Genomic DNA, 14,001 nt, shown 5'->3' with positions numbered 1-14,001 from the left:
GGAAAGAAATCATCGATTACATAGAATAATTGGATACTATAAACATAAGGACTAAAGCTGTGAGGTTGGTATAGTAACTCAAATTAGAGCTCTAGCCCTCTTTTTTTCAAGTTAGTTTCTTCACCGAAATTTGGGATAATTAAGGTGATGCTAATTTAGCTTTAATTAAGGGGACGTAATACATAATTGTATTAACCTGACTATCATTAAACCCAATATCCCGTTTCCCTCCTGAACCATCACATCCTCCAGCGGAAGCCATAATATTTGTCGAAGAGTTGATTGTTGCTCCTGGGACACAAACATGGTCCAATCCGAACGCATGTCCCATTTCATGCTCTTCAGGTGATTGAATATTATGATTTATTCTTTGCCAATCTAACATCACATATGGGCGATTAGAGTTCCTTTTTCCATGACTATCTTTCTCATTAAATCCATTAGCAACTGAATAGCCATCATAAACATAAAAATTTATTGCATTTTTATCCTTAACTAGTGGATCATTACAAGCATTAAAAAGTGCTGCCCATCCATCAGAATTATATGGCGTTGCTGAATTAACAACTGAAACAAAATCGCAATTTGAATCTTTCACATCATTATAAAAAGACACGCTTTTAAACTTAAATTTTATAATTGGTGACCTATCCTCCTTTACGAAGTAGGTGTTAAGAATATTTACCTCCTCTTCCATTTGACTTAAAGTAGCAACCATTTGTGCAGATGGATTAGATGTTAATATAGTAAAGTGAATATCAAATGTTTCATAAACTGGATCAGCATAAACACCAGTTGTAGCTATTACGCAAACGGCCAGTGTTGAGAATAGTGATTTTATTTTCATCGTTACTTCCTTTTAATTATTTCTTGAGATTATTATTCATCTCAAATATCGTATAGGTTTATTTATAAATGCTCACCCTAAACAGCTCAGCTTTAGAATTGATAATTTTGGATGTGATGGCTATACATAAACTCACACGTCACAATATATATTTACCTAGTTAATTATTTAAGGAACTATATCGTTCATTCAAAAATGTAAAAATATTTGCTCTTTGCTCTTCATGCTCAGTTTTTTATAAATCAACACTTAATAACCCAGTCAAACCAATATCTTCAGAAAATTCAGGGTAAAGCTCCCATTCGTCTACATTAAAACCATGATTAATCGGTGTCTTATAGTTCACATTTGATGCAATCAAAATGTTATTACAATAAACGTTTAATCCATTATCAACACTAAATGTAGCCATATAAAAGGCTTTATTACCCCTGGAATTAATACATCTAAAATAGTTCCTCCTATAAAATAAGATTTTTATTTTTTAGAGTTTAGCTGCATATAAAATAATAAATTTAATTATACAAGCCCAGTTAAGTTATTGATTAACTCTGTCGCTTGAGGGTTAAAATAGTGACAAGATTGCTTAGACAAATCAACATATAGCCCTGAATAATTACTACCTGACAGATCTAAATCATCTATATAATCAAATTCTTTTTTAACTTCATCCACAATTTTCTCAAACGAAAATACTTCACCTTTAGCATAAAAATTTAAATAATAATATATGCCATTTAATTTAGCTACTCCCGAATTACCATAATCTGCTATATATCCTTCTGTATCTTTAAAAAGTATTTTTCTGTTGGATTCTGCTTTATATCTTTCCCACAATGCTTGAATACTTACTTGGTCATAAGGTACAGGTGCTGGCTTTGGATAATGTATTAGATCTAAAGTATCTTGATCTTGAGAAACAGTCTGTATCTGAATACATTTTGACCCACTTAAAAAAGTCGAAGAAGATAATTTTTTATATAATCTTGTTGCTTCCACTCCATAAATTGGATCGAAATAGGGTATCCCATTAAATTTTATTGCAGTTTGAGGATCAATTGTATAAAAAACTTTTTGGCCACTAATATCTAAAACTTTATAATTTGTTGTCTTAGAAAAATTACCTGTTCCACTCACTAAAGTTGGTGACAATACCCATTCATCTTCGTCAATTAAAGTCAATTTCCCTAAATGTCGTCCATACTGTTGGTGAGTAGTATTACTTTCAAAGATTCCATTATTAGTAACATAACTTTTAAATTGAATTTGATGATTGAAATGCATATCAAAAAATTCAGATTTTTCATACAAATCATTATCATAAAATGTTAATGTCGTTCTAGAAGATGAAACTATAGCAGAACCATCATCTGAACCTTCACCAAAAATATCATCTGGGATTGGATATAAATATGGTTCCCTTTCTACAAAATTAAACTTAGTCCACTGCTCAAATATTATAGGTTTTATATTATCTGTTGTAATTAATGATTCATTATTATCATTACAAGCACTCAACAATAAACCTAAAAAAAATATAAGCATTTTTTTCTTAGCTATCATATTTTTTCCTTTTTCTATATTTAATTATTATTTAATAGTGATTTTAATTAAAATTATCAGCACCATTAAATTTAACTTATTATATTATTTTACCCTATTAAATGAAATATTAATAAGTAACTATATGTGTAAAATCCAAATAAATTTAAGCTGAATCCCAATTATGTAGAACGTTGTTGCAAAAACCTATCTGTAAAGACTAATACAATAATATAACTCTAAGATGAAAATCCTGCACCTCAAATATATCATATGGTGAATTCGCCTTCTTAAAACCAAGCTTAAGTTAGAGAATTTATAAATATCAAATTTCAATAAAAACAATTTTATAAATACTAAGCAGTGCAGGAAAAATTCTTGAGCATGTAAGGTTTTTCGTCAAAAAATCCCAAAAAATTGATTCAAATTTTAGAAAGAAATAATCAATTAGTAGAATAATTGGGGGCTATCGAACATAAGGACTTTTGTATGGTAACTCGACTGATAGATCTAGTCCTTTTTTCAAGTCAATTTCTTATCTACGATTCATATTTTATAAGATAAAATTCATATAAACTTTGCTATTTCATTTGCATTGTCAAATAATGATAAGATTAGCTTAATATTACGGCAATGCCAATTTAGCTTTAATTAAAGGAACGTAATACATAATTATATTTACTTGTTCATTATTAAAACCTATGTCTCTTTTTCCTGTAGAACCACCTTGACAAGAAGAAGACATAATATTAGTTGAAGATGTGGGACTAGCACCTAATGCACAAAAGTGACTTAATCCAAAAGCATGCCCCATTTCATGTTCTTCTGGAGCCTGAATGTTATGATTCAATCTTTGCCAATCTAAGACTATAAAAGGACGATTTGAATTCCTCTTACCAAAACCATCTTTGTGATTATAACCATAATTTTCATTATAACTATCAAAGATATAAAAATTTAGAGCATTTTTGTTTTTTACTAGAGGATCATTACAACTATTAAAATGAGTGGCCCAATCTGTATCATTTTGATTCATTGTATCTCCCAATTCAATAAAAGAACAAGTAGAGTTTTTAATATCATTATAAAACGATGCACTTTTAAATCTAAACTTGATAATTGGTGATCGATCCTCTTTAACAAAATAAGTGTTTAAAATATTAACTTCCTCTTGAAATTGGCTTAAGGTAGCTACTAAGTGAGCAGAAGGGTTGGATGTTAATACTGTAAAATGGATATCGAAAGTCTCATAAGATGTATCCGCCATAGCAGATGAAGAGCTAGATAGCATCAAAAATATTTTAAATATAGAGCAAGATATTTTTTTCATAATAATTTACCTTTTTATTTTTTAATAAGTTTCACTTTAATAGACGTATATTAAGCATACACACGAATAAAATCCACATCCAATATAAAATAAATTGTTTAACAATATTACCAAATTTAAAGATCAAATATAACGGTTCTTGTATGTATTTAAAACAAAACACTGAATTTATTAAAATTTTTATCGCAACCTGTTTTACATAGTACCTAAAATTTAAAAAGCTCCTCATGACTTTTTATGTTAAATTTAGCATATTCACTGTCCATCACATGGAACAACTCTAACATAAATTCTCAAATCTGCGGCTTTATCTAGCGAGATACTCTAATGACTAATGATCAATACTTTTTCTTTTTCCCAAAAATAGATGAAAAAAAGAATGGACTTATATTCGCACTTTTAAAGCGAGCAAAAATTCTGCATGAACAGCTAAATATTCAACCTATTATTGTCACAACAGATTTCGATAGGAATCTAGCCCAAAATTATTGGCAATTGATATCTAACAATCTAACCCCAGCAGAAACTAAGTATCTGAATCTATATGGATATTTTCAAGGCACTTCCTTGAGGCTTGCTCACCCACGGATCACAATAACAAATAATGAGAAATTCAACCAAAATATAAAACTGAGTCAACACCCAGAGTCATTTGATCGGCGTTTTCATGATCAACAAAATAAAAATATAATTTATGAAGTTTATCGAGATGAACAGCCCGTTTTACGACATATAAATACATTCCAAAATGGAGTCAAAAATGGTCGACTTATTTATGATACATACGGTTATTTGAGCTGTATACAAGTCATTTCTCCAACCACACAATTCATAAGTACCGAAATTTACTACCATGTTTATGGTCATCCTGTGATCATTAAAAACTATCAAACCAATAGTGAAGGCAAAAGCATTGTTTCAAATATTTTATTGATGAATGAACAAGGTGTTATTGATGAAATATTTGATAGTGAAGAGCAACTGATTCAATATTGGTTTTTAAAAATTCATCAGCAATATGCAAACAGTCTTATTTATATTTTTATCGATCGAGCGATACACTCCTTTGATTTGCTGCGTAAAGTCAAACAAAAAAATATGCGTTTAATAGGAACTATTCATGCATCCCATCTAAATGGTTCCGATATTTTGAAATCAACCATTAATCGACATTATCGTGGATACTTCAAGTATCATCATGACCTAGATGCCCTTGTTGTATTAACAGAAAAGCAAAAAGAACATATTACCAGAAGATTCGATATTGAGAATAAACTCTTTGTCATCCCCCATATTTATGAAAAGAACATCGAACCGGCACAGTTTGAGGAACGAGATTCTTTATTCTGCCTTACAGTTGCACGTTATGATAAGGCAAAAAACTTAGATAGTCTCATCCGCATCTTCAAAGATGTCGTTGAACAACTTCCAAATGCATATCTACATATTTATGGCTTTGGTCCTGAAAGGGATTTTTTACAAAATGAAATTAAAAAGCATAATCTTGAAGATCATATCAAACTCATGGGCTATACTGAAAATACGGATCAGCTCTATAAAAAGGCAAGCTTATTTTTATTTTCAAGTCGCTCCGAGGGCTTTGGAATGGCTATCTTAGAAGCTTTATGTCATGGCTGTCCAAGCATTAGTTATGACATAAATTATGGGCCGTCAGATATGATCAAGCATGAGGAAAATGGTTATTTAATTCCATTTGAAAATGAAAAATTATTTTCTGAAAAAATGATATTATTATTAAAAGACCATAAAAAAAGACAAGCATTTAGTGAAGCTGCTTATACATCTACACAATTATCTGATCATAAGCTCTTTGCTGATAAGTGGAAAACACTATTTCAGGAGATAAGATAATGGGTAAATTAAAAATTTATATTCCGTTTTTATGCTTTATGAATACAGCTTGTGCTACGAATACATCTAAAATTTGCCAAAAAAGCAACCCTGAAGTTATTGAGCAATTAAATAAAGTCTATTATGGGAAAAACAAGATTCGTATTTTCTATACAACTCAAGGTGATAACGCAATTAAAGATAAAACTGATCATAATCAAAATAATATACCGGACTACATTGAAAATATTGCAATTCAAACAGAAACTGTAATGCAAGCATGGGATGCTCTTGGTTATCAAAATCCATTGCAAAGCCCACGTTACAAATCTGCAAAATATATAGACATCCACATACAAAAGCTGAGTGGACTTGGAATAGCATATAGTAAAGCACATTTACATACCAACAATCCTCTGAAAGAAAATAAGTGTGCTTTAATTATAAGCTTAAGCAATAATATTACTAACTTTACAACTCAATCGTCTGTAGCCGCGCATGAGCTTTTCCATCTTTATATATATGGCTATACCATGTTCAAGCCTAAGTGGTTAAATGAGGGGCTTGCAGCATGGTCAGAAGGTATTATAAGAAAAGGCAAAACAGGTGCTTACGGGGACAAAGATCTACCAAAAACAAAAAAAGAGCTAGAGCAAGATTTTTTACAACGTAGTTATCAAGCTTCCAAAGTATGGAGCTCGATTACCATATTAACAGATCAGTCAAATGGCAAACTTCTACTCCCCAATAACATACTAGAGAAAAAATATACAGATGGACAACCAGTATTTCAGGATCACTATTTAAAAGGAACGATTTTCATACAAAAATTTCTTCAAAACTTAGGTAAAGAAGACAAGCATCTCTCAAAAACAAATCATTGGCAACCTTATAGTTGGAAGGATAGCACGCAAAAATCTCAGATTTATAATAAAAATATCATTTCAGTTCTATTAAAGAGTTTAGAAAATAATAGCGTACCTGAAAACAATCAAAATATCTTATTTGAATCATTACTGAAACAACAAACTGAATAAAAAAAATTTAAGTCACTCAAGAGATATGTTATAATAATTTTTATAACGTCTTGGCAGAAAATTACTTACAGGTAATTTACATCCTTGCTCCAATATCCATTCATAATATAATATTTGCTGCTCAGCAACAGGATAAGCCATAAAACCAATACCAGGAGCTGCATTCACTTCAAAAATTCGCATTTCACCTTCTTGTGTAATTCCAATATCAATACCAATAGCTTCTACAGGCCAATCATATAAGTTATGCATAAAGCAGACCATATCACGGAATAATTGATCCACACCAAAGAGAATTCTTTGATAACTATCTGGATAATATTGCTGAAGAAACAATTCTTCTCTTGTTGAAATTAAAGCACCTTGTATACCATTTGCTACATCTTGTTCATCACGTAGATTTACATAAGGAAAGAATTTAATTTTTTTCCACTCACCACCCTTCCCTACTACCATGTGCAACCTAAAAACTGATGTTAAATTATTATTCGTTTTACTCGCAATAAATGGACTTATAAAAAATCTTTTATTTTTTATTTTCATATTAAAGAATATATTTAGCTCACCCTTATTAAATAATGTCTCTTGATCAAACGCTTTAACAATAAATTTATTTTCAAATACCTGTATTGTATAAACACCTATTGCTTGTTTACTTGACATAGGTTTCAGAACAATATAATTATATTTTAAAATATAATATATTAGTATATCAAAATTATCACAACGCTCAGATTCAACAACATATTTTTTAACTAAATCATGCTCTCGCATTTTTTTATAAAGCTCAAATTTTGTCTCAATATGATGCGTTGTGAAATAGATCTCTTTTGCCAATTTCACATAAGTTAATACATCTTCTTCATTAATACTTAAACGATTTTGTATCAGATCAGGGAATGGAAATCTTTTTACTGTAACTTCACCATGTATCAGTGATTTTCCTAATATGGTTCTTGATGAAAAATCAACATTTTTGGCCGTAAAAACATAACTCTGATGTCCATGACAATGGGCAACCACCATAAATATTTTTTCTATTTCCATCACACTAAAGCTCGGTTTCAATATCCCAATTAACATTTATTCCCCTTATAACTTTATCTTAAAAAAATGACCAAGTTCATCTTTCTCTTCTTCTAATTTATTTTCCTTTAAAAACTCTTTCACTTCACACAGCTCTTCATGAGAAACAAATCTTGGTTTCCAGAATGTCTTCAGATTATTCGTACATATGGGATAAAGCTTCACCTCTTGTTTTTCCATATCTAATTTCACAAGAAGACCATATGGTAATACATGATGAATATCATACTCTCCATCACTATTAAACACCCCATTTCCAATACCATAAATAACATTTTTATTTTTATAAGAATCAATATATTGAATGGAATGTGAGCCATGCCCAACAATAAGATCCACGCCAACATTTATCATTCTTTGAGCCAAGTACGTTTGATATTTTTGTACTGGTTTAAAGTCTAATCCCCAATGACAAAAAACCATCACTAGACTTTCAAGATTTTCTTTCTTATATTTTTCTATTTGATGAAATAGGACACCATTTAAAATATTCACTCCAGCTCTATCATGCAATGCATAAAATTCATAGTCGACATAATACCGATTCTTCCAATATGCATTAAAAATAGCTAATTTTTTACCTTTAAAATCTAATTCTAGAATTTTATTTGCTTCATATTGATTTTGTCCTCCTCCCATCACAATGAAATTACTATTCTCAAAATCATGAATCGTTTTTAAAAGACTCTTTTCTCCATAATCTAAACTATGATTATTTGCCAAACAAATGCAATTCAAGCCTCTTTCTTTTAACTCACCAATATTATTTTCTGAATTTGCATAAAGGAGATAGTCTTTCTTCTTCAAAAAAGGCGTATAATCAGTTATATTAAATGTTGCTTCAAAGTTTATAATATTAAACTCATCCTTCCGAATAAAATCTGAAATCCCAGAGAATGAATAACTATAACCATATTGCATCAGGGCATCATTTTGCTTTCTTTGCATCCTCTTTTTTGTATAACTTTCTCCCAAGTAAGTATCTCCAATAAAATTTACATTAGGGTTGGTAATATGAACTTTTTTTATATTCAAATCATCAATATCATGGCTAATTAAATATGGAATAATTACGTCATAATCACCATCCTCAAAATCCCCACCGATCACCATAAAATATGTTCGACCATTAACCCTATATTTAACCAAAAATACTCTTGTTTCAAGAATGGAAAGCTGAACTATAAAATCAATCAATCCTTTTTCTTTTAAGTTTGAAAATGGCTTTATACTTTTATTACCAATCATCATTTCAAAAGGTTGGAATATTTTCATATATTTATTTGACAGTAAACTATAAAAATTAACTATCCTATATATTGAATTTAATCTCCTTTGATCTTCTCCCAACAATTCAAGAGCTAACTCCCTAGATATATAGTTATTTATAAAGTTTAAATATTGAGACAGAATAAATCTATGACTTCTAATACCACCTCCAAAATCAATAGCTCTATCTAAAATAACTTCAGAATCAAACTGCTTATTTTTTTTAGAGATATTATTAATTTCATCTTCAAAAATATTACTTAATTCGAATACATACTCATTCTCAAGCCAGTCATTTGCATTATATTTTGCAAAAACATTTAAATCAGAATCAAATTTTATATAAAACATGCGACCTAACACTATGGCTACCTATATCAGATAATTTGATCAACCCTACAATTAGAATAGAAAGAAAATATCCTAAAAATATTTAATATAGGCAACATACCCAGATAAATTATGTTCTTGATCATCTATACGTGTTCTAAAACGGTCGTGACGTACATAAAATGCATTTAATATTTTATCTGGTCGTTCCATATACATTGCAACTTCTGGATAAAAATAACCATTACGCTGAAACTCACTTCTTGTTTCAATTAATTCTATTAATTTTTCAAATTCAGCTTTTTCATATAAATCATTATATCCCTGTTCTTTTAGACGATTGACCATCTTATACGCTGACATTAACATCTCTAGAAATGTTGCATAAACTGTTTTTCTATTTTTAATAAAATTCATATGTTTTAAATAATTATTCAAACCAAATTGAAAATATTTTTCTTCTGGGCAAATTTTGGTTAGCTCATTGGTACAGTAACTCAACCAATGATCATGATATTTATCATATTTTTTATCAATAAAATGTTCAAACATTAGCTTAACAGTGACGAGTAATTTTTCATCATGATTTAACTGATAAAGACGTAATAACGCCAATGCTGCTTCTCCATCGTAATAAACGATACGAAATTTTTCTTTTATTTCATAGCTTGGATAATGCAAAACATGTGTGGTCTGCCCTTCAGTATCAATCATTTCTAAAATACCATTAGCAATTGCCTCTGCATATTTAAGATAACGATCATCTCGTGTAAGCTCTTGATACTTTGTAAGCATGAGAATAGCGGCTGCATTTGATCCTAGTTTAATTTCTTGATCTTTTTCTCCATCAATCATAAATGCAACATTTTCTTGTTTTTCTCGATAGAAAGTATCTATCGCATATTGAATGGCTTTGTAGATTTTTTCCCAATATTCTTTTTTTTCTTTTACCTCAAAACTTTCTATCAAAGCATATACAGAAGTACAATGACGTACTGTATTATAGCTTTTTATTTCTCGATCAAAGGCAGGGAAATAACCATAAACAAAACGTCCATTTTCCTGAATTTGCTGATATAAAAAATTTGCATTGTTCTCAACTAAGTTCTTTAAATGCTCTTTTTTATTTTCGGTCAGCAACCGAACCCCATTCTGACAGGCACCACTTTGTAACTGTACAAATTGATTGTCTTCATAAATAGCGCCGTAAGTTTCAAACGTCCATACAAATTGAAGTTGATCTAAGGTAATTGTTTTCTGAATATTTGGATATTTTTTTTGGATAGCATTATTTAAATTTTTTTCATCAAAGAAATTAGGTTGATCATAGCGCAATCCGCGTATGATTGCTCTACCGTAAATTTCTTGCTCAAGAAATGCAATATTAAAGTTTTCATCTAAACTAATACCTTTGCGGTAATGATTATTATGTTCTTGATTCATAACTTGATAAACAACGCTTTGCCATGCCTGTTGTTCAATTTGATAAGCAATATCTATTTTTATAAAGTTAAGCTGAGTTTTATTTTTCTCAAACGTTTTTTCTATGAAGTTCAGTAACCTTTTTACAATCAACTGAATATCAATATCTGCATTACTCCAAATACTACATTTTTTACTCTCACTTCCGTATGAAAAAAAAATACAATATATCTCTTGATCTATTTTATGAGTTTCTATCTTTTCATCGATCCATATCTCTAATTTCTTCTTAAAGTCTTGTAATTCCTTATAAGTTTGAACGCTCATATCTTCCACTTTATTGTTCATAAATATTTATCATGATTCAAAATATAACATACAACGCCTATTGTAAAATATGAGTTTACTTTTTTTAGTAAAAAAAAAGAGAACCCGAAGGTTCTCTTTTTTATCAACTTAAATTAGAACAAAAGTTGGTTGTTTTGTAGCAACTCATCTAAAGAGGTATCTACATTTTTCAATGTAAGAATCTCAGTAGAACTATATACTCCTGCACCACCATCTCGATCGATACTAATGACTGTATCAGTACCATCAAAGACGACATTTACATAAGCACTTAGAGAAGCTTCACTACCATCACCAGCATAGCCAATCAGTAGATCACTAATATCAATCTTATCAGCCTCACCATCTAGAGAAGTATCTCCGACATGGAAATTCTCCCAAGTATCTTGACCATTTCCACCAGTGCTATCTGTAGCATTTAACAGATCGAAGATTAAGGTATCTGAACCACCATTCGCAGTATTGATTGTATCGTTACCTGCTCCTGCATAGATTAGATCATCTCCAGCACTATCAGTAATAATGTCATTACCTGCACTTCCTTGGATCGTGTAACCAACATTGATATCCAATGTTGCTGTTGCAGTATCACCATTCACATGAGTCAAGGTATAACTGAAACTTTCACTACCACCGGTTGTACCTGATGTTGGTGTATAAGTGTAATCACCATTTGCACTAATCACTAGATTACCATGTAGACCTTCGATCACAGTGCCATATGAAACATCGATTACATTACCATTTGCATCTGTTACTTGTAATTGAGTGAATGTTGAACCTGTTGAATCATTACCGAAAATATTACCTTCAGCAACAATTGTGTCAGCTACTACAAACTGGTCAAGATAAGTAACATTTACATCCGTATTAATACCAACCAATGCTGCCAATCCACCAAATAATGGTTGTTGCATTGTGGTTTGGATACGGTAGGTTCCAGCAGCTAAATCTAAAGTGGATAGATCTAGTGATGCCAAAGTACCAAGCAGCGAAATTATTCCAGAGTAACTATCATTCGCTACAGTAGTCCACACTCCACCGACATTCATCTGTAGATTTAAATTAATGTTAACACTTCCTGCAGTTGCCAAAGAGTTAACTGTAATCAAACCATTGGCATCCATATTAGAGCCTATGGTGAATGTGCCTGAATTGTAGGTCTGCGTGGTTGCTAAAATGCCTAACAATGAAGCCGAGGCATTAAAGTAGTCATTATCCACTTCATTTACCATCAACAGTGATGCAGTATCGACATCATCGGTTGCAGTAAATGTGAATGTTGCAGGTTCTGATGGATCCGCTGGATTCCAAGTCATATCTACAACACTACTATCGATATGGAAGTACAGAGTTGCACTTGCCGCATCAGCTCCACCAATAGGGTCAGATAGGGTATAAGTGAATTGATCCACTTGACCTAAGCCTGTTACATCGTTGAACGGTGTATAGGTGTAACTTCCGTTTGGTTGAATGACCAAGGTACCGTAAGTACCGTCTATGGTTGTTCCACCAGCAACAACTGCTACGCCATTGACACTGCTAACAGTCGTAAATGGTGTTGTAAGATCGGCATTACCATCAATACCAGCATCAGTAATTACATTACCTTCAGCTGCTACAACCTCATAACCTCCAATTTGTGCTTGATCGTAAAGATCCATGGTTGCTGACAAGGTGCCAAGCAATCCTAATCCAAGCAATCCATCAAAGGCCATGAAGGCACGGTATTGACCCTCTTCAAGTCCATCAACTGTAATTGTTGATCCACCAAATAATGCCAAGCTCAACAGATCAGCTTGACCTGAACCTGTGATCGAAGTCCATTGTCCTGTTTCTTCATCAAATTTTTGAAGAACAAGTACATAGTCTGCTAATGCATCAGCACTAATCAATGCACTGTAATTGAATGTCATATCACCTGTATGACCTTCATCAACATTGAAGTTAATACCTGCAGAACCGAGCTGTAGATCTAACCCTCCTAATGATGCAAGTAGCAAGTACGTATGACTACCTGCAGGAACATTATCTCCGACAAGCAATGCTTGTGGGTTAATCTCCGCAACATTCAGATCATCTGTTGCAACAATGTCTACTGTCGCAGGTTGAGATGGATCTGCTGGATTCCAAGTCATATCTACATCATCACTATCAATATGTAGATAGAGCGTTGCATTTGCAGTTTGACCTGTTACAGGATCAAGTAAGGTATAAACGAATGGATCCACTTGACCTAAACCTGCATCACCACTAAATGGTGTGTAGGTATAACTGCCATCTGGATTAATCACCAAGGTACCATAGAGTCCATCAATGGTTGTTCCACCATCTACTACGGCTACACCATTTACCATACTGACAACGGTGGTATCTGTAATAACATCAACTTCACCATCAATACCAGCATCAGTAATGACGTTACCTTCAGCGGCTATAACTTCATAACCGCCAATTTGTGATTGATCGTAAAGATCTGCTGTTCCTGACAAAGTACCTAGCAATCCTACGCCAAGCAATCCATCAAAGGCCATGAAGGCACGGTATTGACCTTCTTCAAGTCCATCAACCGTTACTGTAGTACCACCGAACAATGACAAGCTCAACAGATCAGCTTGACCTGGACCAGTCACTGCAGTCCATTGTCCTGTTTCTTCATCAAATTTTTGAAGAACAAGTACATAGTCAGCCAACGCATCTGCACTAATCAATGCACTGTAGTTGAACGTCATATCACCTGTATGACCTTCATCGATGTTGAAACCAATGCCTGCCGAGCCGAGTTGTAGATCAAGCCCTGCTAGAGAAGCGAGTAACAAGTAAGTATGACTACCGACTGAAACATCATCTCCAACTTGCAACGGTAGAGCATTAACGAACGCATCATCCACATTGTCGAATGCAATTAAAGGTGGGGTTGTATCCACAACCGCTGTTGC

At 32.1% G+C, this 14,001-nt stretch carries 10 protein-coding genes and 1 pseudogene; 2 read left to right on the top strand and 9 right to left on the bottom strand.

The features are described from left to right. Positions 1 to 139: 139 nt before the first annotated feature. The 5 genes and pseudogenes from EXE30_RS02150 to EXE30_RS02135 form a co-directional block, all read right to left on the bottom strand. Entirely contained in the window at positions 140 to 847 is a 708-nt protein-coding gene (locus EXE30_RS02150; protein WP_130160992.1) for a zinc metalloprotease, read from the bottom strand. Between the two features lie 235 nt (positions 848 to 1,082). Then, the gene (locus EXE30_RS15830) at positions 1,083 to 1,259 is read right to left on the bottom strand and encodes a hypothetical protein (RefSeq protein ID WP_165382354.1); all 177 of its coding nucleotides are present in this window, start codon (positions 1,257 to 1,259) and stop codon (positions 1,083 to 1,085) included. A gap of 107 nt (positions 1,260 to 1,366) precedes the next feature. Further along, complete coding sequence (locus EXE30_RS02145) at positions 1,367 to 2,410, bottom strand: hypothetical protein (RefSeq protein ID WP_130160991.1); 1,044 nt, start codon at positions 2,408 to 2,410, stop codon at positions 1,367 to 1,369. A gap of 307 nt (positions 2,411 to 2,717) precedes the next feature. Next, positions 2,718 to 2,866: pseudogene (locus tag EXE30_RS16210) on the bottom strand (IS982 family transposase); the annotation flags it as partial. A 148-nt stretch (positions 2,867 to 3,014) separates the two neighbouring features. Further along, entirely contained in the window at positions 3,015 to 3,719 is a 705-nt protein-coding gene (locus EXE30_RS02135; RefSeq protein ID WP_130160990.1) for a zinc metalloprotease, read from the bottom strand. A 327-nt stretch (positions 3,720 to 4,046) separates the two neighbouring features. On the opposite strand from EXE30_RS02135, the gene EXE30_RS02130 reads away from it, so the two are divergent. Together EXE30_RS02130 and EXE30_RS02125 are read left to right on the top strand one after the other, a co-directional pair. Continuing rightward, a complete protein-coding gene (locus EXE30_RS02130) occupies positions 4,047 to 5,591 on the top strand; it encodes a glycosyltransferase (protein ID WP_130160989.1) in 1,545 nt (514 codons plus the stop codon). Continuing rightward, positions 5,591 to 6,607: a peptidase MA family protein gene (locus tag EXE30_RS02125; protein ID WP_130160988.1), complete on the top strand. Its 1,017-nt coding sequence runs from the start codon at positions 5,591 to 5,593 to the stop codon at positions 6,605 to 6,607. The genes EXE30_RS02130 and EXE30_RS02125 overlap by 1 nt, the downstream gene beginning before the upstream one ends. A gap of 12 nt (positions 6,608 to 6,619) precedes the next feature. Here EXE30_RS02125 and EXE30_RS02120 read toward each other — a convergent pair whose 3' ends face one another. The 4 genes from EXE30_RS02120 to EXE30_RS02105 form a co-directional block, all read right to left on the bottom strand. Then, complete coding sequence (locus tag EXE30_RS02120; protein ID WP_130160987.1) at positions 6,620 to 7,690, bottom strand: YheC/YheD family protein; 1,071 nt, start codon at positions 7,688 to 7,690, stop codon at positions 6,620 to 6,622. Positions 7,691 to 7,699: 9 nt separating this feature from the next. Beyond that, positions 7,700 to 9,325, bottom strand: a complete 1,626-nt coding sequence (locus tag EXE30_RS02115) for a CapA family protein (RefSeq protein ID WP_130160986.1) — start codon at positions 9,323 to 9,325, stop codon at positions 7,700 to 7,702. A 60-nt stretch (positions 9,326 to 9,385) separates the two neighbouring features. Next, positions 9,386 to 11,062 carry an AGE family epimerase/isomerase gene (locus EXE30_RS02110; protein WP_407641623.1) on the bottom strand — a complete coding sequence of 559 codons (1,677 nt, stop codon included), beginning with the start codon at positions 11,060 to 11,062 and terminating at the stop codon, positions 9,386 to 9,388. A 113-nt stretch (positions 11,063 to 11,175) separates the two neighbouring features. Next, on the bottom strand, positions 11,176 to 14,001 hold a 2,826-nt coding region (locus EXE30_RS02105), incomplete at its 5' end, for a BapA/Bap/LapF family large adhesin (protein ID WP_130160984.1).

The organism is Acinetobacter halotolerans, assembly GCF_004208515.1.
GTDB classification, from domain to species: Bacteria; Pseudomonadota; Gammaproteobacteria; order Pseudomonadales; family Moraxellaceae; genus Acinetobacter; species Acinetobacter halotolerans.
Note: the sequence above shows the minus strand (reverse complement) of the source record. Positions and strands in the feature narration are given on the sequence as shown.

Coding starts and splice junctions, on each gene's coding strand:
- EXE30_RS02150 (WP_130160992.1), bottom strand. CDS start 847: ATGAAAATAAAATCACTATTCTCAACACTGGCCGTTTGCGTAATAGCT.
- EXE30_RS15830 (WP_165382354.1), bottom strand. CDS start 1,259: ATGGCTACATTTAGTGTTGATAATGGATTAAACGTTTATTGTAATAAC.
- EXE30_RS02145 (WP_130160991.1), bottom strand. CDS start 2,410: ATGATAGCTAAGAAAAAAATGCTTATATTTTTTTTAGGTTTATTGTTG.
- EXE30_RS02135 (WP_130160990.1), bottom strand. CDS start 3,719: ATGAAAAAAATATCTTGCTCTATATTTAAAATATTTTTGATGCTATCT.
- EXE30_RS02130 (WP_130160989.1), top strand. CDS start 4,047: ATGACTAATGATCAATACTTTTTCTTTTTCCCAAAAATAGATGAAAAA.
- EXE30_RS02125 (WP_130160988.1), top strand. CDS start 5,591: ATGGGTAAATTAAAAATTTATATTCCGTTTTTATGCTTTATGAATACA.
- EXE30_RS02120 (WP_130160987.1), bottom strand. CDS start 7,690: ATGTTAATTGGGATATTGAAACCGAGCTTTAGTGTGATGGAAATAGAA.
- EXE30_RS02110 (WP_407641623.1), bottom strand. CDS start 11,062: ATGAACAATAAAGTGGAAGATATGAGCGTTCAAACTTATAAGGAATTA.